The sequence below is a fragment of the Fredinandcohnia quinoae genome, assembly GCF_022427965.1.
Taxonomy (GTDB): Bacteria; Bacillota; Bacilli; order Bacillales; family Bacillaceae_L; genus Ferdinandcohnia; species Ferdinandcohnia quinoae.
Map to the genome: position 1 here is coordinate 15,552 of NZ_JAKTTI010000010.1, position 20,299 is coordinate 35,850.

Annotated in this window: 23 protein-coding genes; 4 read left to right on the forward strand and 19 right to left on the reverse strand. The window is 35.2% G+C overall.

Translation table 11 applies throughout. The features are described 5' to 3' along the window. Positions 1 to 263 precede the first annotated feature (263 nt). From MJG50_RS08425 to MJG50_RS08455, 7 genes are all read right to left on the reverse strand, one after another. Complete coding sequence (locus tag MJG50_RS08425; RefSeq protein WP_240254668.1) at positions 264 to 1,361, reverse strand: nicotinate phosphoribosyltransferase; 1,098 nt, start codon at positions 1,359 to 1,361, stop codon at positions 264 to 266. Positions 1,362 to 1,411: 50 nt separating this feature from the next. Further along, positions 1,412 to 3,631 (reverse strand): DNA translocase FtsK, encoded by a 2,220-nt coding sequence (locus tag MJG50_RS08430; protein ID WP_431307268.1) that lies wholly within the window; start codon positions 3,629 to 3,631, stop codon positions 1,412 to 1,414. A gap of 112 nt (positions 3,632 to 3,743) precedes the next feature. Beyond that, the gene (locus MJG50_RS08435) at positions 3,744 to 4,541 is read right to left on the reverse strand and encodes a DUF1444 domain-containing protein (protein WP_240254681.1); all 798 of its coding nucleotides are present in this window, start codon (positions 4,539 to 4,541) and stop codon (positions 3,744 to 3,746) included. A 34-nt stretch (positions 4,542 to 4,575) separates the two neighbouring features. Beyond that, on the reverse strand, positions 4,576 to 4,893 hold the full coding sequence (locus MJG50_RS08440; RefSeq protein WP_240254683.1) for a thioredoxin family protein: 318 nt from the start codon (positions 4,891 to 4,893) through the stop codon (positions 4,576 to 4,578). Between the two features lie 102 nt (positions 4,894 to 4,995). After that, positions 4,996 to 5,499, reverse strand: a complete 504-nt coding sequence (locus MJG50_RS08445; RefSeq protein ID WP_240254685.1) for a hypothetical protein — start codon at positions 5,497 to 5,499, stop codon at positions 4,996 to 4,998. A gap of 117 nt (positions 5,500 to 5,616) precedes the next feature. Continuing rightward, entirely contained in the window at positions 5,617 to 6,135 is a 519-nt protein-coding gene (locus tag MJG50_RS08450) for a DUF84 family protein (protein ID WP_240254687.1), read from the reverse strand. 203 nt (positions 6,136 to 6,338) lie between these two features. Then, positions 6,339 to 7,412, reverse strand: coding sequence for a M42 family metallopeptidase (locus tag MJG50_RS08455; protein ID WP_240254689.1), 1,074 nt, complete (start codon positions 7,410 to 7,412; stop codon positions 6,339 to 6,341). Positions 7,413 to 7,575: 163 nt separating this feature from the next. On the opposite strand from MJG50_RS08455, the gene MJG50_RS08460 reads away from it, so the two are divergent. Next, positions 7,576 to 7,884 (forward strand): PepSY domain-containing protein, encoded by a 309-nt coding sequence (locus MJG50_RS08460; protein ID WP_240254691.1) that lies wholly within the window; start codon positions 7,576 to 7,578, stop codon positions 7,882 to 7,884. 26 nt (positions 7,885 to 7,910) lie between these two features. Here MJG50_RS08460 and MJG50_RS08465 read toward each other — a convergent pair whose 3' ends face one another. After that, positions 7,911 to 8,756, reverse strand: coding sequence for a YtnP family quorum-quenching lactonase (locus MJG50_RS08465; protein ID WP_240254693.1), 846 nt, complete (start codon positions 8,754 to 8,756; stop codon positions 7,911 to 7,913). A 148-nt stretch (positions 8,757 to 8,904) separates the two neighbouring features. Next, positions 8,905 to 9,552, reverse strand: a complete 648-nt coding sequence (gene trmB, locus MJG50_RS08470; RefSeq protein ID WP_240254695.1) for a tRNA (guanosine(46)-N7)-methyltransferase TrmB — start codon at positions 9,550 to 9,552, stop codon at positions 8,905 to 8,907. A gap of 132 nt (positions 9,553 to 9,684) precedes the next feature. Here trmB and MJG50_RS08475 point away from each other — a divergent pair, with 132 nt between their 5' ends. After that, positions 9,685 to 9,963, forward strand: a complete 279-nt coding sequence (locus MJG50_RS08475; RefSeq protein WP_240254697.1) for a YtzH-like family protein — start codon at positions 9,685 to 9,687, stop codon at positions 9,961 to 9,963. Here the strand turns inward: MJG50_RS08475 and MJG50_RS08480 are convergent. From MJG50_RS08480 to MJG50_RS08520, 9 genes are all read right to left on the reverse strand, one after another. Continuing rightward, the gene (locus tag MJG50_RS08480; protein WP_240254699.1) at positions 9,955 to 10,737 is read right to left on the reverse strand and encodes a phosphotransferase family protein; all 783 of its coding nucleotides are present in this window, start codon (positions 10,735 to 10,737) and stop codon (positions 9,955 to 9,957) included. The genes MJG50_RS08475 and MJG50_RS08480 overlap by 9 nt on opposite strands. A gap of 241 nt (positions 10,738 to 10,978) precedes the next feature. Then, positions 10,979 to 11,917, reverse strand: coding sequence for a diacylglycerol/lipid kinase family protein (locus tag MJG50_RS08485; RefSeq protein WP_240254701.1), 939 nt, complete (start codon positions 11,915 to 11,917; stop codon positions 10,979 to 10,981). A 116-nt stretch (positions 11,918 to 12,033) separates the two neighbouring features. Continuing rightward, positions 12,034 to 12,969, reverse strand: a complete 936-nt coding sequence (locus tag MJG50_RS08490) for a nuclease-related domain-containing protein (RefSeq protein WP_240254703.1) — start codon at positions 12,967 to 12,969, stop codon at positions 12,034 to 12,036. Positions 12,970 to 13,201: 232 nt separating this feature from the next. Then, positions 13,202 to 13,888, reverse strand: coding sequence for an LrgB family protein (locus MJG50_RS08495; protein WP_345893223.1), 687 nt, complete (start codon positions 13,886 to 13,888; stop codon positions 13,202 to 13,204). Next, complete coding sequence (locus tag MJG50_RS08500; RefSeq protein WP_240254705.1) at positions 13,885 to 14,280, reverse strand: CidA/LrgA family protein; 396 nt, start codon at positions 14,278 to 14,280, stop codon at positions 13,885 to 13,887. Before MJG50_RS08500 ends, MJG50_RS08495 begins: the two co-directional genes overlap by 4 nt. A gap of 14 nt (positions 14,281 to 14,294) precedes the next feature. Beyond that, on the reverse strand, positions 14,295 to 14,873 hold the full coding sequence (gene thpR, locus MJG50_RS08505) for an RNA 2',3'-cyclic phosphodiesterase (protein WP_240254706.1): 579 nt from the start codon (positions 14,871 to 14,873) through the stop codon (positions 14,295 to 14,297). 108 nt (positions 14,874 to 14,981) lie between these two features. After that, positions 14,982 to 16,394 carry a dipeptidase PepV gene (gene pepV, locus MJG50_RS08510; protein WP_240254708.1) on the reverse strand — a complete coding sequence of 471 codons (1,413 nt, stop codon included), beginning with the start codon at positions 16,392 to 16,394 and terminating at the stop codon, positions 14,982 to 14,984. 15 nt (positions 16,395 to 16,409) lie between these two features. Then, the gene (locus MJG50_RS08515) at positions 16,410 to 17,558 is read right to left on the reverse strand and encodes an ABC transporter permease (protein WP_240254710.1); all 1,149 of its coding nucleotides are present in this window, start codon (positions 17,556 to 17,558) and stop codon (positions 16,410 to 16,412) included. Continuing rightward, positions 17,545 to 18,270, reverse strand: coding sequence for an ABC transporter ATP-binding protein (locus tag MJG50_RS08520; protein WP_240254712.1), 726 nt, complete (start codon positions 18,268 to 18,270; stop codon positions 17,545 to 17,547). Before MJG50_RS08520 ends, MJG50_RS08515 begins: the two co-directional genes overlap by 14 nt. 372 nt (positions 18,271 to 18,642) lie before the next feature. On the opposite strand from MJG50_RS08520, the gene MJG50_RS08525 reads away from it, so the two are divergent. Further along, positions 18,643 to 18,864 carry a DeoR family transcriptional regulator gene (locus MJG50_RS08525; protein ID WP_240254714.1) on the forward strand — a complete coding sequence of 74 codons (222 nt, stop codon included), beginning with the start codon at positions 18,643 to 18,645 and terminating at the stop codon, positions 18,862 to 18,864. A 197-nt stretch (positions 18,865 to 19,061) separates the two neighbouring features. On the opposite strand, the gene MJG50_RS08530 is transcribed toward MJG50_RS08525, so the two are convergent. Continuing rightward, positions 19,062 to 19,778: a pseudouridine synthase gene (locus MJG50_RS08530; protein WP_240254723.1), complete on the reverse strand. Its 717-nt coding sequence runs from the start codon at positions 19,776 to 19,778 to the stop codon at positions 19,062 to 19,064. Between the two features lie 129 nt (positions 19,779 to 19,907). Between MJG50_RS08530 and MJG50_RS08535 the strand changes: the two genes are divergently transcribed. After that, positions 19,908 to 20,108, forward strand: coding sequence for a hypothetical protein (locus tag MJG50_RS08535; protein WP_240254725.1), 201 nt, complete (start codon positions 19,908 to 19,910; stop codon positions 20,106 to 20,108). Positions 20,109 to 20,299: the final 191 nt, after the last annotated feature.

Sequence of the window (20,299 nt, forward strand, 5' to 3'; positions counted from 1 at the left end):
AAGAACCTCCAACAATCGTCTATCTGTAAGACAGTATATGAAGTTCATCTAGTTTTGCTAATTGAACTCATTAATGGATGGATGACTACGATAGCTAATAAATAATATTATTATTATGTATATACATTCATCTCACATTTTTTCATTATACCATTAAATAAATGTGAAAACCACGAAAATTGATTGTTAGGAAATCAGCCCTATAGTTTTATGATGCACAAAAAAACTGATAGTATGTTACCTACCAGTTTCAATTCCCTTACTTATTCTACTTTTTCTAATCGTGGATTTGGACGATATTTCCGACCTGCTTTTGCTTCTGGCTCACCATTTAAAAGAACATTGTCTCCTGTAAAACCAATATTTATTTTTAATAAACTACTACCTACACCATATAAATCAACGGGAACATTTTGTTTCTCAAACTCCGATATTCTTTCTTCATTAAAACCACCGGTTACAACTATTTTCACATGATTATAGCCTTCATTGTCTAACGCTTCTCGTAATGCAAAAACTAATTTTGGATTCACACCACGGGGATCAAATGTACCAAGTAGTTCTTGATGGCGTAGAAAATATTGATCAATCATCGTACGGGATGTATCGATTCGAACAGCTTTAAGAGTAGGACCAAATTCTCTTGCAACCTTTAAAGCATCTGTAATGCAATCATTATTATAATCAACCAAGACCATTAATTCATCATTTGGAAATTTAGCATGATATGCTTTCGTTGCAGCGACAATATCCCCATCGAACAACTGAATAAGCGCATGGGGCATTGTTCCCATTCCCTCTTTCCCCCACCATTCATTCATTGCATGTGTAGCTTGAGCAGAAGAGCCGCCAATGAAAGCAGCATATCCGTCACCAGATTGTTGAGTGAAATGATCATCTCGATCGCCCATGAAGATGACAGGCTTTTGAATACCAGACAAGCCAGCAGCTTTTACGACATTATATACATTTGTTGCGACAGATGTTCGTCTTGAAAGAATCCCATCGATTAAACCTTCTAAATATCCAAAGCTTTGATATGCTCCTGAAACAGTCAATACGGTCTCAAATGGGCTAATTTTATCTCCATCTTTTAATGAATGGATTTCAAGCTTTTCAGGTTCTTCTGCAAATTCCTTAATAAGTGCAATTACCTCATCAGTCCCACATAATACTGCATGTTCTTTTTGAAAAAATTGCATCGTTACATTTGTATTCGGTCTAAATTCTTTTACAATTTCCCTTGTTTTTAAAAAATATACAGCTGAAAACCAGCCTTCTTTTATTCTTTCATCAAATTTAAACGTAGTATTTGTTAATCTTTTTATTTTTCCTTGCATTTTTAATTCTAGTTCTTTCATCTGACAAACTCCTTTTAAACATGGAAACCTAGCGTCCCAAATCCTTAGATCTAATCTTCTTGAATATTTGCTAAATCTTCTTCAGTAATGAGAACCTCTCGCGGCTTACTTCCTCGTGATTCCGAAATAATTCCTTGATCCTCCATCATATCAATCAATCTTGCAGCTCTGTTATAACCAATGCGAAACCGTCTTTGTATACTAGATGTTGATGCTCCACCATGATCTAAAACAAATTCACATGCCTCATGGAAAAGTTCATCCTCATCATTTGAAATACTTGCCTTTTTAATAAGCTCCTCCTGTTCAAACATATACGAAGGCTTCATTTCACTCTTCACAAATTCAACAACCTGTTCTATTTCATCGTCGGAGACAAAATTACCTTGAACACGGATTGGTTTTGAAGAACCATTTTCTAGGAAAAGCATATCCCCTTTTCCAAGTAATTTATCCGCTCCATTTGTGTCTATTATTGTTCGAGAATCAACTTGTGATGAAACCGAAAATGCGATTCTTGTTGGGATATTTGCTTTAATCAATCCAGTAATAACATCAACAGAAGGTCTCTGAGTTGCTAAGATTAAATGGATCCCACAGGCCCTTGCCTTTTGTGCGATTCGGCAAATAGCTTCTTCAACATCTCCTGGTGCAACCATCATCAAATCTGCAAGCTCATCTATAATGATGACTAAATATGGCAATTCTCCACTCTTTTCGTCATACTTTTTCACCATTTCATTATATCTACCAATATCTCGCACCCCTGAATGCGCAAATAATTCATATCGCCTTTCCATTTCCTCAACCGCCCATTTAAGTGCAGCAGTTGCGGCCTTCACATCAGTAATAACTGGGCTAACAAGGTGTGGGATATGATTATATGGTGCGAGCTCTACCATTTTAGGGTCTATTAATAATAGCTTTACTTGATGTGGTGCTGATTTATATAACAAGCTCACCAACATTGCATTAATGCACACACTCTTACCGGAACCCGTTGCTCCTGCAATCAATCCGTGTGGCATCTTCTGCAAATCCGTTACAATTGGTTTCCCTGAAATATCAAGTCCTAAAGCAACAGTAAGCGGTGATTTATTCATTGCAAATTCATTGCTTTGTATAATTTCCTTTAATAGCACTGGTTTGCTCGTCTTATTTGGGACTTCAATTCCAATTGTGTTCTTTCCTGGTATTGGTGCCTCAATTCGAATATCCTTTGCTGCTAAGCTTAATTTTATATCATCTGAAAGATTGGTAATTTTGTTTACTTTGACGCCTGGTTCTGGATGGACTTCAAATCTCGTAACTGCCGGACCTTGAGTCACATTCACAACTTTAGCACGAACTTTAAAATTACGTAATGTTTCATCTAAAATATTTCTTTGCTGTTCAAGCCATTGGTTATCACCTATTTGCTCAATAGGTGGTGAATGAAGAACATCCAGTTTTGGAAAATGATAGTTGAGAATTTCAGTCTCTTCTTTTTCTATCGTTAGAGGAACAGGTTCCCGTTTTATTGACTCACTCTTTTTTAACTTGTCCCTATCCTGTTTAAGCATCATAACATTGAAAGGAACATGAGGAGTTTTTCGAGCTTGCACCTCTGGTTCTGGGTCTGGTTCTAGTTCTGGTTCTTCTATGTCTAAATCTTCATCCACTTCGTTTTGCAGTTCTTCTTGCTGCTGTTCTATTTCAGGTTCTTCCTTTAACTCTTTCAAGATATCTGTAATATTAATGGAATGATCTTGCTCTAGTGGTTCTAATGATTCGTCTTCTTCAATCCTTTCCACTTGTTCCAGTGGCTGCTGGAAATACTCTTGTTTTATTTGTTGATTATCTACTAGATTAATAGATGCAGCCACTTCCTCTTGACTAACAATAGGCATATGTTCCTGTTTGTTCTCGATACTAGTAGGTGGGTCGAGCTCAAATTCAATAACTTCCTTTGATTTTGGCTTTCCATATCCATAGACTGCCGAAGGGATATCTGTCGGCCTGAATGGTTGTTTTATCGATTTATTACTATTTGTATCGGTTCTATTTTCTTTTTTTCTAGACGGATTTGAAACTTTTGGCCTATTTGAGGCATTTGTTTTTTTCGAATGAGTATCCGGAATTAATGGAAAACGAAAATTTCCCTTCGGATAATCATATGTTACCTTTGCTTCAATGTGTTTTTGCTGTGGCTTGTATTCACTTTCTTTTTGTTCAATTTCTTCTTCATCAGTCAAATTTAATAATTGTAGTAATCTTTTCATCCAATTCACATTTATCACTCTTCCATTTTGCAATACTCTTTGTTTATTTTATCAATAAATGAATAAGTGGCAAAGGCAAAAAAAGCCACTAGTTCTACTAGCGACCTTTGAGAGCCTTCAACTATTCCCTTGAACGGTTTTTTCCAAGAATAAAGATTGGTTCAAGTTCATTGTCTTCATAGAGAAAAGATAGAGCAGTTATCGGTACTCTTCCTGATGTAAAAAAGCTCATTGTCATTTGGGCAAGAATATCATAGCCTGTTTCATTTTGAATATCAGCGATGATGAGTACATCCTGATGCGGTACAGCAACTGTCATTGCACCTGTTATTTTTTGATTCATCTTTTGTAAAAATGATTCATTTAATATTCTGCTTGCATCATAACCATCATTTGTATTGATAAAATAAAAAATATTACCCGCTACAGTATCTTCTTTATATGAGATATTTAAAGAACGAATATTAAACTTAGCTATTTCCCGAATTTGGTCAGGCTGCCATTTTTCTTTATCAAGTAGTCCTTCATCAATCAAACGATAGGTTGTACCTAAATCTAATGCATAATAAATTCGAGTTTCTGCAGTATGCTCATCATATAATAGCTTTTTACCATCACTGGCTTCTGTAGGAAATGATGTTGATCGGATGACAGGAAAAATATTCTTCTCCTTACCTGATAGCTCCTGTGGTTTGTTCATTACGGTTAAGGATTCCTCAATATAGTAAATCACTTCATCCACACTCTTACTTCCTTCGGCCTCATACTTTGCGACAATACCAGGAAGTAATATTGTAATGCCTTTTTTTGTTGATTTATCTTCAACTCGTAATGTATCCTTTTCCCGATCAAATGTGAATTGCCAATCAGATCGCGATAATTTATCTTCGATTATTTTTTTTAATTTCTTTGAATCCATACCTCGTTTCCTCTTTTCAAAATATTGTAGCTACTCAATTAGAGAGGCTATTAATGAATTCCTCAATTTCCTCTTTTGTTTTACGATCCTTACTAACAAAACGACCTAACTCAACCTCATTTTCATATGCAACAAAGCTTGGAATACCGAAAATATTTAATGAAACACATAAATCAATAAATTCATCACGATCAACATAATAAAAAGTATATTGTGAATATGCCTTCTCAATTTCAGGAAGCACTGGTTCAATTACTCGGCAATCAGGGCACCAATCCGCTGAAAACATAAAGATACTTTTCCCAGATTTTATAATTTCATTATATTGTTCAATACTTTCTAACTTTTTCATGAGAAAACCTCCATCTTGAATAGTGAACATTTGTTATTATTATGATATATATTATCTTTAAAAACAAATAAAAGCCCTCAGTATGAACTGAGGGCTTGTCGACTAATATTTTACTGAGGATACGACCTTCATCATTTCTGTGGCATTTTCTGTAATGTCGCTTACCTTTGTTTCTGTTGTCATTTTGACTCCACCGATTCCTACCGATAACAGGTAGAGTTTATCATCTATTTCATAGGCCTTAACATAGCCAAAACGATCCTTATCTTTGAATGTTTTATCAATTTCAAACTTCGAATCCTTAGATTGGATTGATTGATACATAGCATCGCTTGCTTTGCCTTCATTTGGATTGACAAATAGGATAAATATTTGGTCTCCTTTTTTAAAAATAAGGTTATTATCTCCTTTTTTATCGATTTTCATATCCTTTGGAAGGTAATATGCGATATCTTCATACTCATTATTTGTTTTATTTGGTTCAGCTTTAAAAGTTTGTTCAACAGCTTTGTTCGTTTCTTTAGCCTCATCCTCAATTGAAGAACAGCCTACCAATAGCGCCATTAATATAAAGAAGCCAACAATAAGGATCTTCCCATTTTTCATTTTTTTCTCTCTCACCCTTTACAATTTAAAATATCTATTATTAATAATAACCTTTTATTTTCCTTATCATCAATACTTATCTACTATTTTCATTCAAAAACCTATTTAAGGGGATTCCTACCAATTATTCATTCGATAGGTATATTGACCTACTAATAGCTTTACTACATGTGTAAACATATCTGTTCGGTTGACATAGCCATTTGTGAAAATTCCAATGGCTCCTTCTTTTGAACGGACATCTTTTTGTTTCGTGTATTCCTCCATCACTTCACTTAGTTCTTTTCCCGCTCTTACTCCATTGGCTACTTCTTCTGGAAGTAAAATTCTCGCCCCTCCAGCAATAATTGGCGGCTTGTCCCCATCTACTATGGCGCCCCAATTACATAAAAATAATCCATGATCTGAAGAAAAGACTCCACCCTCCAAACCAATTCCAATATCTGTATTTTCCTTTTCTAATGAATTTCTTGCTCGATTAATGGCACCCTGAATTGTTTCTTTATCTGTTAATGGTTGTGCAGAGACGCCAGATGGTACTGATGTTTCAATGAAGTGAGCATCGATTCCTTGAAACCCTAGTTTAATTGCAGCTACCTTAGTCGGATTTTTTGTACCGATTGCGATGTTTAACATATCATACACCTCTTATTAATATACAAACAAATGGGGCCATATCGATAAGGCCCCTTATTTAATCAATTATGCCTTGGCGTATTTGCGCTGTCGTAGGCTTTAAGCCCACACGACGTGGGTCACTCAGACGTTGCCACAGGATGTGGCGTTCTTAGTCTGAGTTCCTTAACTTCAGTCGGGGTTTGAACCCTTACTGAATAAAGTTAACTATTTTTTCGAATAGCATCCACTGTTGCACGATCTGATGCTTTTACAAGTGTCACAAGTAATTCTTTCGCTGCCGCATAGTCATCAACATGGATTATTGATGCATGTGTATGAATATATCTTGAGCAAATACCTATTACTGCTGATGGTACTCCTTCGTTCGAAATATGGACTTGGCCCGCATCTGTTCCACCTTGGGAAACAAAATATTGATATGGAATCTTATTTGATTCAGCAGTATCCAATACAAACTCTCTCATTCCACGGTGAGTTACCATTGAACGGTCATAAATGCGCAACAGTGCTCCTTGACCAAGCTTACCGAATGAATTTTTATCACCAGTCATGTCATTAGCAGGACTTGCATCTAAGGCATAAAAGATATCAGGGTTAATCATTGTAGATGCAGTTTGTGCTCCTCTTAAACCTACTTCTTCCTGCACAGTAGCCCCTGAGTACAATGTGTTAGGAAGTTTAATATCTTTTACTTCTTTAAGCAATTCAACAGCTAGTCCACAACCGTATCGGTTATCCCATGCTTTTGCTAATATTTTCTTCGGATTTGCCATTGGAGTAAATGGACAAATCGGTAAAATTTGTTGACCAGGCTTTATGCCTACTCGAATTGCATCCTCACGATCATCTGCACCAATATCGATCATCATATTTTTTATATCCATCGGCTTTTTACGTTGATCTTCTTCAAGTAAATGTGGAGGGATCGAACCAATTACACCTACAATTGGACCATTTTCAGTTATGATTTGTACACGTTGCGCCAATAACACTTGGCTCCACCAACCACCAAGGGTTTGGAATCGAAGCATCCCATTATCAGTTATAGAGGTAACCATAAAACCAACTTCGTCCATATGACCAGCAACCATTACAGTAGGACCATTGGCATCCCCACGTTTCACACCGAAAATACTACCTAAACCATCCTGAACAACTTCATCTGAGTATTTCTCAAGCTCCGAACGCATGAACTTTCTTACTTGATGTTCATTACCAGGTGCACCAGGCAGCTCTGTTAACGTTTTAAAAAGCTCTAATGTTTCTTGTTTCATTGTTATTTCTCCCTTCGGATATGCAAGATACGTAAAACTATTATGTAATAATAATAATAATAATATTTAGTATATCGAAATTTCTGTCAGCTTTCCATACTTTACTGTGCGAAGAAACAAAAATTTATGTATACTTATCTTATGAAGTTGAGGAGGGATTGCGGTGAGCTGGAAAAAGTTCATTCTCGGTGTTGGTGTCGGTTTTGCTGGAGCACTTATTGTAAAGGAAGCATTAAAACAATATGAAATTTCAGGTGAAAAAGCCCTAAAACTAGTCAAAGAAGAATTTAAAAAGAATGGTCCAATTGATGGCTCATGGATCCAAATGGAACCAGAAAGTTACATAAAATCAGAAATCTTGTACAAAGTATATAAAGGCGGAATTTCACGTACAGTTGATATGCAAGACCAACATTATGAATTCATTGTAGATGCCAAGACAGGAACTATTTTAGAAGTGTCACCTCTTTAAGAGATGACGCTTCTTTACTTTATTTTCTACTCTCTGACCCTTTTGACAGATTCAATGATTTCCCCATTATTATCCCACTTAATTGCACGATAATGTGCATCATGGTAAAAGCTATACCAAGCATGGTTATCCATACCAGTTTTCATCCACTTTTGCTTTTGCTCAATCGAAGTCATTGGATAATCATCATATGCCATCACCCATAGTACATTTTGATGAGCGTGGGTCGGCATAATATCTGCCATATGGATTAAGAGTTCACCTTGATTTTCAATCGTGATAATCGAGTGACCATCACTATGACCACCGGTATGAAACATTTTAATTCCATCGATAATCTCCTGTTCACCGTGAAAAGTACGGACCTGACTCTGAATGGCTTCCCAATTTTCTTTCCAGTACGTATTACGTGATCTGATATTAGGATTTTTCATTTCTTCCCATTCAACATCAGATGTATAAATGATAGCGTTATCAAAAGTCGATATAAGCCTATCATTCTCCCATTTCGTTAGTCCACATGCATGATCATAATGCATATGAGTCATTAACACAATATCAATATCACTAGATGAAAGGCCCAGTTCTTGTAAAGATTGCTCTACAGATGATTCCTCAAGAACACCCATATTTCTTTTCATTTTTTCAGACATTTTATCATTTCCAATACCTGATTCAATAAGAATATATTTATCACCTACTGATAGTAGTATCGGATCTGTACGTAATTCAATTTGATTTTTATCATTGACTGGATATTTTCTAGTCCAAAGTGGTTTTGGAACAACTCCAAACATAGCACCACCATCTAAATATGTAATACCACCACTAAGCCATGTTAATGTAATATCTCCAATCTTTAGTTTCTCCATTTCATCCCCACCTTTTTCAAATATACATGTCCATTCTAACATTTCTGTGAATTTTTAAAAATATGGTTCTGTTAAATCTAATTTTTGATTATTACGCTCATCCAAAAACAAAGAAAACCCATGAACATTATAGTCATGGGTCTATTATTCATTTCATATTTTGATATTTAACTTCGGAACGGTATATTGGATGGCCCATTTTTGAAAATTTTTCTTCATACTCAGTCATGATATTTCCTTCGAAATCACTATTATGGAGATCAAGACTCACATTTGTTAAAAGAAGGCCATATTCTGAAAAACTTCGTAAAGAATATTCAAATAAACTACGATTATCGGTCTTAAAATGAATTTCTCCACCATCTACAAGTATTCTTTCATACCTAGCTAAAAAGGTTTTATAGGTTAATCTTCTTTTTTCATGTCTCGTTTTAGGCCAAGGGTCAGAAAAATTAAGATAGATTTGATCTACATCACCTTTGGCAAAGCAATCTTCAAGATTTTCCGCATTAAAATTGATTAATTTTAAATTAGTTACCTCTGCTTCAATTAATCGGTCTAATGCCGCCACAATCACTCTTTCAGATAATTCAATCCCAATATAATTAATTGATGGATTTGCTTTTGCCATTTCGGTAATAAAGCGACCTTTACCAGTTCCAACCTCTATATGAATCGGGTTATCATTCCCAAAAGCTTTTTTCCAATTACCTTTATATTCAATTGGATTTCCAACAACAAATTGTGGATATGCAGCTAATTTATCTTTAGCCCAAGGCTTATGCCTCATGCGCATGTTATAACCTCATTTCTTATGATAATGCATGAAAAAAGATCGACTGTATCAGCGATCAATTTTCACTTGAATAAAATTGTATGATATATGGAAATTTAGTATATATGACCATTACAAAAAGGAAGTGCAGCCATGCCAATTAATCATACACATCAAATTGACATTTTGAAGGACATTTTATCCAATCACCAACTCGATTGCTGTGGTACTGTGGCAGAGTGTGAACAATTAGAACGCTTAATACAATCATTATTAGTTAATCCCAATATTGAACAAAGTGTAAAAGATGTTCTGACAGACGTTTATACGTATAGTCAAACAGGTAAGTATACACAGCAACTTGAAAACCATATTACGTCCCATCAAAATCAATTGTCAAATTGGATTTCAGATATTGATCAATTATCTTAATAATTGGTTTAAATAATGAGTCCAGTGCTTTACTTCTTTTTCCTTATTTTTTGATTTATACCAAATTATTGAATGAACAGTTTGTGCAATCACATACCAATTCATTCTAAGTAAAAGCTGTTCTGATAACGTTATGCCATATAGACTGAGCCAAGATGGCCAGTCTTCTTTCTTTATATACCAGTGCAGAAGCATGCCTAAGTCCATTGCTGGGTCTGCAATCATCGCACCGTCCCAATCGATTAAATATAGCTTGTCTACATCAGTTAATAACCAATTATTATGATTCACATCTGAATGACATACAACATGTGAATCATATTGAACATTCATTTCTTCTTTTTCAAGAAAATCAAGTGCCTTTTTAATAATATGGCTTTGTCTTAATTCCTTATCAATCATAAGTGAATTAAGAATTTCACTTAAAATATCCTTTGGTAAAATAGCCTTTTTTCCTAGTCTTTTCAACATATCTAATAATTCCGCAGAATGATGAATCTTCTTTAATAGTCCTGCCACATTTTGCCCGTACATTTCAACTGGTTCTAGTTCACGACCACTTAGCCAATGTTGTGCGGTTATCACATCTCCATTTTCAAGACGTTTTGTCCAAATTAACTTTGGAACAATTCCCTCGGCAGATAGGACCGCCAGAAATGGTGATGAGTTTCTTTTTAAAAATAATTTTCTACCATTATGATGAGCGAAATATGCATCCCCAGTTGCACCTCCTGCAGGAGAGATTTCCCACTCACTTCCTAATACATATTCCAACCAGTTCACCTTCAATATAAACACAACATTTCCCTATATTTAATAGTTGATTTCATTCAAGGATTCAATAATCCTTGCGAACAACTCCTACATTAAAAATAAAAAAGACAACTATTGGGAAATAGTAAAAATTCAATAGTTATCATTTATATATTTTAGCGATTTTTTACATTTAAAGTCAAGAAAAAGTGACATTTTAGGTAAGTAAAATTATTATTTTTTAGTTAAAAGGTACTAATTACTATTTCTTTACTAAAAATGACATTTTTTTATGTTCAGCAGATACTTTGAGTGGTACTTTCCCGATTAATTCCCCATCTGCATGTACTAGCATCTTCTGCTTCGAATCTATTAAAATATTTGTGCCTTTTTCCTGGATTACTTCTTTGAATTTTGTATGCTTACCAAAAAAGACACTTCCAAATACAAGTAAAAGCTTAAAACGAGACAAATTATGAACGATCGTAACATCAAATTGGCCATCCTTTGTACTAGCAGTTGGTGCAATTTTCATTCCACCACCATAGTATTTTTGATTGGAAATCGTTATAAACCAAACATTTTGATATGTACTGGTTTTTCCATCAATTGAAACCGTGATTTCAGATCTTTCATAAGTAAATAAAGTACGGACGACTGCTCCAACATAAGCAAGTGAGCCTAATCTGACTTTATTTAAGTATTTTTTCATTTTAGATTCATTTGTTAGTTTTGCTACTGCTGCATCAAAGCCAGCCCCGAGACTACTTACAAAATAATGTGGTTTCGAAAGCCCACTTACTTTAAATTTTCCTATATCATGAAGGACTCCATTTTTATGTTTGTTTTTAAGAATGAAAGATAAGGCTACTTGTGGTGATTTAGGGATGGAGAAGCCTCGTGAGAAATCATTGCCTGATCCGGCTGGAATATAACCTATTTTTATCGAAGGAAACTCTACCAATCCATTAACAACCTCATGTATTGTACCATCCCCTCCAACCGCAATAATCGCATCTATTTTCTCATCAAACATCGTTGCAATTTGTTTCGAAATCTCCTGTGCATGCTTCGGATATTTTGTGAAAAATGACCGATAATTGACATTTTGATTATCCAACTCATCTTTTAATTTATTCCACAATTTTATACATCTACCATTACCGGCTTTTATATTTACAATGAAAAATAGTTTTTTCATAGAATCAACCTTCTACACTATGACATATTCTTTTATAGTATTTTAATTATACGATTTTGACAATATATTTCCGAATACTTAAAACGCAAAAAGAAGCAATACTTTCATTGCTTCTCTTAGTCCATACGACGTACATATGTTGTCTGACAATATTGTAATAAGGAATTCGCTGCTTTTAGCTGCATATGCTTTAATGGTGTTGAAAGGTTTCTCATCGATGTAAACCACTGTTCATAGTTTCTTTTTTCAACTAATTCGATATCATATGGTACCAGTGGATAATCAAAATAACCTGTCCGATTAAGCACAACCTTATGTACCGGCATTTCAACTTCATAGAGGGCATAAAGCTTCCTCACAATTCTTTCCATCCGATTCAATCCAATTAGTGGCGATAATTGTTTTCTTTCTGTTATCCCATTTCGTTCAGTCCAAAAACGTTCATTAGACCCGATGAATACACTATTCTTTTTTCCTTCAAGAAGCGTGATACACCATGTTGCTACTGGGCTAATTAAAATGATGTCTACTTCGATTGGTGCTTTTTTTAATAGAAAAATGGGTTTATATAGGACTAGATAAGTATCTGGAAATCGTTGGAGAAAATACTTCAAATCATCATCATAATAAAATCCTCGATCAACGAATGATTTTTCTCTAACCGTTGAACTGGCCCATTTCATTTGAAACTTAAAAATATGATCTAGAAAGGATTGTTTAACTTCATCTAATGTCGATAATTCATGTGTATAAACAAATGAAAAGTCGGTGTCATCTTGGACAGTTAAACCTTCTCTCTTCACTTCAAATCCAGTGTTTTCCTTGCTTTTTTTTAATCGTTTGAAGGGGCGAAAAATAGAAGGTTTCTCCTCCTCAACCTTTTCCTCTTCTTCAGAGGGAGCTGTTCCTAAAGTATGGAGTTCACCTTCATCCCAAGCATTTTTCACTTTTTCCCATTGTTGTTTTTTTAAACGGATAAATTGCCCAGGGTACCGATATGTGTCAATTTCATATCTAGATATATAGTCCTGTAGCTTAATTAATTGTCCCAACTAATAACTCCACCTTTAACTTAATAAAACTAACGAACATACTTTACAAACAGCACTATACTTTGTTGTTGATTTCCGCTACAGCCACTCGCTTTCCGCGGGCGGTCCGGGAGCCTCCTCGTCGCTATGCTCCTGTGGGGTCTCCCCTGGACACGCTTTTCCCGCAGGAGTCTCGTACCTTCTGCTACAATCAACAATGTGCTTAAATTAATATTTTGCTTTAATACCTACATCAAATAAAAAACCGAATGATGATCGGGCAGATGATAGCGGCGTATATCGCACTGATGATCATCGAGACAGAGCTTATTGCGCCTTCACTTTTTCCAATTTCTAATGCTTTCGCTGTACCGATTCCATGAGACGCAGTTCCAAAACCAAGCCCTACACCGATATAATGATTAATTTTCGCCATTTTTAAAAATATTGGCCCAAACATCGCGCCCGAAATTCCGGCTACCATTACATAGACAACTGCCAATGTAGGTATACCCCCAATCATTTCCGCAATATCTATCGCAACCGGAGATGTGACAGATTTTGTTGTCAGTGATAACATCGTCTTCAAATCAATTGAAAAAAGTTTCGCCATGTAGATTCCAGTTAGTATACCTGTAGTTGTTCCACTAATTACCCCTACAAAGATCGGTGTAAAGTACTTTTTTAACGCTTTTCGATTTTGATATAATGGATAAGCTAATGCAACAACCGCAGGTCCTAATAATTCATCAATCCATCTCCCGCCAATCATATATGTATCATATGGAATCGAGAATAAAAGTAAAAACATAATAAGAATAAATGTTGTAGTTGCAATCGGTACTAATAGAGGGGAATGAAATCGTTTATAGAGAAGTGACATACCCTGATACACAAGTATCGTCCCAATAATAAAACTAATCATGTATAAACTATTCAAGCACCAAATCCCCCTTCAAATCCTTTTTGCTGCTTATGCTCCTTCCCTTTGGCAATTACTTGCCCGATAATGCCGGAAACAAACATTACTAAATACGTGCTTACGAGAGTAATTACGACTGTAATAATACCTTTTCCCTTGAAGATTGGTAAATAATCAATAAGACCAACAGTTGCAGGTACAAATAATAATGATAAATATGTTATAAGAAATTGAGAACCACTAGCTAACCATTTTTCTTTCATTAATCCAGTACTGAGTAATAGGAATAATAATAACATCCCAATTATGCTACCTGGAATTGGAATGGTAAGTAACTCTTGAACAAGATTTCCCACGAAATAAAAAAGATATAATATACCGACTTGGATTATAAGCAGGATGTATTTCATTCGCTTACCCCTTTTTACTGTAGTGGAAATATACTTAATGGCTGATATTTCGGCACTCGTGTCATATGAGTTTGATATAACACAATATGCTCTGCAGTAAATATACATAATTCTTCCTTCGGCTGTACAATACTTTCAATTGTGTGTGCCGGAAACAATTGCTCAGAATTCCATTTTCTCGCCATCGTTATATGTGGATTATAAGGTCTCTGATCTAAAGAAAATCCTAAGTTTGTACATGCATGATGAACATCCCTTTGTAATGCACTTAATTCCTTACTTTCATTAACACCAGCCCAAAATACTCTTGGACTTTCTGTTCTTCCGAAAGTTCCTATTTGATTCAATTGAAGCTGGAAACGATCGTGTTGTTTTGAAATTGAGTTCATTTCCCTTTTCACATTATTTAATTGGGCAAAAGAGGAAGAGCCACCTAAAAATGCAAGTGTTATATGATAATCTTCTGGGTGAACCCATGATTTGAAGGATAATCTCGGATCTAATAATTCACACCATTTTGCCAAAAGAGCCTTTGTTTGATTTGGCAAAGCAAGTGCAAGAAAGTAATGTGTTTGGTGCTCCATTTTATTCATTTGTGCACTCCCCATACTTTATGATAATGTTTTTATTTTAGCAAACTTATAGCTAAAGCGAAACAAGGTGAAAAATCCACCTTCAAGAAGGTGGATTTTATATTATCTTTATTTTGCTAGTTCATAAATGGCTTGGGCATAGATTGCGGTCGCCTTAATAAGGTCCTCTATGATGATATATTCATCCTTTTGATGTGCGATATCTGGTCGACCAGGGAATAATGGTCCAAAAGCCACACCTGCTTCAAGTGACCTTGCATATGTGCCTCCACCAATAGAAACAAGAGTGGGTTCATCACCTGTTTGCTCTTCATACACTTTTTGTAAAGTCTTAATGAGAGTGTGATCCTTGTCAACATGATGCGGATTTGAATTACTATAGTTTTCAAGCTTAAATGTAGCTTTACCACAGACGTCCTCAAGTTTCTTTTTCGTTTCAGTTATATCATTCGTAACAGGATAACGAAGATTAAGCCCTAGACTGCCTCCGCTTTCAGTAGTATATGTAAGTTTTCCAACATTAATGGTTAAATCATCTGTAATATCGTCACTGTAAGCAACTCCTAGGCTTTTGCCGCGAGAGTCTCCAACAAAGAATTCGTTTGTGAAATGAAGGAAATCTTGTGCTGCCTTATCAAACTGATAGCGATATAAAAATGACGCCAACAGTAATCCTGCATTTTTACCATGATCAGGCTCCATACCATGGGCTGATACTCCTTCCAATTGTAGAAGAAGTGTATCCTCATCACACAACCCTCGGCCTTGTAATGAGTGCTGCTGAAGAAATTCATTATACTCATTTACGATTTTCTGAAGATCTCCATGACCTTGGATCTTTGCTTCTGCAAAATCTGGGACCATATTATAGCGTCGGCCCGCTTGTAAAAAATCAAGCTTCAGTCCAGAATCATTCGTTTCTGAAATCGAGTGCTGAACGAAATCAAAATCAACAATTCCTTTTTCCGCATAGATGATTGGAAAGTCAGCATCAGGTGCAAAACCCATTGTCGGCATTTCTTCATGCTTAAAATAATGGTCCACACATCTCCAATCACTTTCCTCATCCGTTCCAATAATCATTCGAACTCGTTTTGCTAAAGGAAGATTTAATTCCTTTACTATTTTCATTGCATAGTAAGCTGCCATTGTCGGTCCTTTATCATCTAATGCGCCCCGAGCAAATATTTTTCCATCACGGATTTCTGCCCCATATGGATCACTTGTCCAACCATCACCCTCAGGTACAACATCGATATGACATAGAATACCAAGTAGTTCCTCACCATTTCCCATTTCAAGATGTGCAGCTAATCCATCAAGATTTTTAGCGGTAAAGCCATCGTCACTTCCTTTTTCCAATAAATAATGAAGTGCCTTGTCAATTCCTTCACCAAATGGTGCTGCTGATGTTCCATTTTCTTCATCTAGAACGCTCTTTATTCTTAAAAATTCTTGTGTGTCTACTATCAATTCATTTTTCCGCTTTAATACTTCATCTAGCCAATTAATTTTTTCCATGTTTTTATCTCCTTCTTATAGAATAACAAGGAATAATATGATTCCTACTACACATATTACAGGAATTGAAAAATGATTTACAATAATTCGTTCAGTTTCTAATCTTACGTCATCATCCTTTTTTAACATAATAAGAAAGTGATTTGAAATGATTCGTTTATATATAACTTTTACCCAAACACCAAATAATATTGAAAATCCAAGTAAAACAATTACTTTTAACCATATAGCAGGAAGGATAATAATTGCAGATATTGTTATACCTGTCATTTGTAAAAACTGAAAAATATAAGTTCTGTTACGTAAAAATCCTTTGATAAATAATTCCCGTATCGCATGTTGCGGACTACGTTTTTTAAAAATACGCTTTGACTTTTTAAAAATAAAAGGTTCACGCCTACTAGGCTTATGTTCCTTTTCGACAAATTCAGAGAACATAAAAATATACTTTATATACTTTAATTTTTCCCTCCGATCGATTATTACGTCCTTTGAGAAGGTTTTTATATTTTTTATTCGTATTGTAGAGAGTCGTAAAAACCCGAATATCATAAAGATTCCTAATGCTAAAAGGAAATATGCAGATGTATGAAGACTCCAATTTACAAATGTAATGGAGCCAATACCTAATAAAATGAATGTAAGATTACTTAAAATTTCTTTCATCCAAACAGACCACATATGATCAAAATATTGTTTAAGGGTGAGAATCAACACCTTAACACCAATAAAATAAAAAATCATGGAGATGATAGAAATCCAATTCAAGTTATATTGATAAATGAGGAAGGGAGCAAGGACGAGATGAATAATGACGATGCTAACTGCATAACCAAGAATGTATACATTTTTTGTCCATGTCTTCAATTCGACGATAAGTACATGCTTCTGAATTAAAAACAATTGATCCGCTTCTTCCATATATGTTCTTATTATCCCTTGCCAGCATGCGATGTAAATTGCCCCTAAGATAAAATGAATTGGTATGCTCTCAAACCATCCAGGTAATTGATTCCACCAAGTAAAATAGTTGTAGCTAAAAATGAAAAAAGATGGAATAAGTAAATATACAATTATCGTCCAATCAAATATTGAGCGAAAAACACCCCATTGAAACTTACATTCTCTTTTGAATCGATCAATAAACAGCCTAGATCCTTTCATTTTTTCCACCTGCTAAAATCGCATGAAAACAGTCTAGTAATGTACCATTTTGTAGATTGGCTTGATCTTGGATTTCATTAAGCGTTCCTTGTGCCTTCAAATGCCCATCAGCAACTAGTAAAAAACGGTCACAAACTTTTTCGGCGGTATCTAGCACATGCGTTGACATGAGTACTCCTGCTCCCCGACTTTTCTCATCATTTACAAGAGTTAAAAAATCCTTCATTGCCATCGGATCTAAGCCAACGAATGGTTCGTCAATAATATAAATATCAGGACTTAACAAAAAAGCTGTAATTAGCATAACCTTTTGTTGCATCCCTTTTGAGAATGAACTTGGAAGCTTATGGATCACATTCTCCATATGGAATCGATTTATCAAAGCTTCTGCTCGCGCTTTAAATTCATTATCGCTAATAGACAGAACAGTTGCTGCCAAGTCCAAATGCTCCCACAATGTAAGTTCATCATAGAAAACCGGTCTTTCAGGAATATATGAATATGTATGATTATTTATAAAGTCTATTTTCCCATTACAATGTTCTAGTAAACCAAGAATCGATTTAATAGTTGTACTTTTTCCGGCCCCATTCGGTCCAATAAGCCCAACAATCTCTCCTCTGTTAATAGAAAAATTCACATCCTGTAAGATTTTCGTATCAGCCCCATATCCTGCTTCAACTATATTGATATGTAATAAATTCTGATTCAACATAATCCCTCCACGTGTTTTATACGTTTGCAAAATGTAAAGGTTTCGTTTAAAAAAATGTAACAAAAATGTAAAATACAGAATAATAGAATTACTTTATGATAATAATAGAGAAATATAAAGAATTTTGACAATTAATGTAGAAATAGTCATACTATTCAGATATAGCTATATATTTAAGATTAAACGTTCTTATTTGAGATGGGGTGGTCATTAAGCCATATATGAATATCTTAAATATGTAATTGTTGAAACTGATATTGTCTGTGTATTTATGTAGGTTAGGTAAGTTAAGGCAAGACATCACTTAATTCTAGAGCAGTGACTGAGGCATGTGTTAGAACGTGCACTAAACTGATAAGGAGTGGTTTTTTGAAACCTTCAACAAACCGTATGTTAACCCGTATCAAGTCAGTCTACATGTTTATTAATGAAAAAGGAACTGTTACTACACAAGAACTCGTAGACGAGTTTGGAATAACATCTAGAACCATTCAGCGTGATTTGAATGTGTTGGCATATAATGATTTGGTTCGTAGCCCTAGTCGAGGTAAATGGACGATAACAAAGAAGAAAGTTAAAATATCATCCTAATTATCAACTGAAGGGGTATAAGAAGGTCGTTAACAAATCCAAACTAGAAAGCCTTTTACTATATACATTTCAAACGTAGAAATACATAATCAACTATTTAGATGACTGCCCTTTTCTAATTGTATTATTTAGATTTATAGGGCAATTAGGTAAGACGTGCGAACTTTTTCGCACGTCTTTTGGTTTAAGGAACATTTTTATTGATTTGCATTTTTCAATCGTAAAACCTCTTCAGCGGTTAACTCTCGATATTCACCAAGCTCCAATGTTTCATCAAGTGGTAGTGGTCCCATCTTCATCCGCTTCAAATAAATAACTCGTTTTCCAACAGCTTCAAACATTCGTTTTACTTGATGAAATTTACCCTCTTTAATTGTTACTTCTATTTCAGATCGTAAACCTGCACTAATAATTTCAAGCACTGCTGGCATTGTAACATAACCATCATCAAGGGTGACACCCTTCTGAAACTCCCCAATATCCTCCGCAGTCACATGCCCGTCAATAACCGCAAAATAAGTCTTCGGTACATGTTTCTTTGGGGAAAGAAGTTGATGCGCTAACTTACCATCATTCGTTAAAAGCAATAATCCTTCTGTATCCTTGTCTAAGCGCCCAACTGGAAATGGATTATAAACAATATCCTCCATTTCAAGAAGATCAATTACCGTATCATGCATGTTGTCATCAGTAGCAGAAATAACACCCTGCGGCTTATTTAACATTAAATAAATAAATTCCTTATAGACAATCTCTTCACCATTCACTGTGACTATTTCTGTGTCCAATTTAACATGTTTACTAGAATCCTTCACTGCAACCCCGTCAATTTTAACAGCTCCAGATTTCAATAAACTCTTTACTTCTTTCCGACTTCCAAATCCTCTATTAGATAAAAGCTTATCAATTCTCATTTCAATAATCCTCCATATCCTCCGCTAATACCTATCTTTTGGGTGATTGGGTAATTTGTCTATACACAAGTGCCCTCCATACATAGACTGATATCGTACTTTAAACTTAAATATAAAAGGAGCGATACTATGTATTATTATGATTACCGTCAACAACCTCAAGGTTTCTTCCCTGGAATGCCAGGCGGTGCTGGAAATGTAAACCGCCGTATCGATCAATTGGAACGCGAAGTACAACGGATGCAACGTGAACTTGATCGATTAGATCGCCGTGTTGACAGGATTGAACGTAGGCTTGGGTTTGGTTCACAACGAGAAGAAACATATTAAGGGTTGTTCAAAAAGTCCGGGAAAAATTCCTTGAAAAAGCATTCGCTTTTTCTTCGTGCGAGGGAAATTCAAGAAGCATTACTTTAGCTGTCGAATCTCTTCGTTGGCTAACTTCTGCGCTCCTTGGAAAAGAAATGAACTTTTCCTTCGTGCAGGAACGTTTGCTCATGTATTAAAAACATACATTCCGC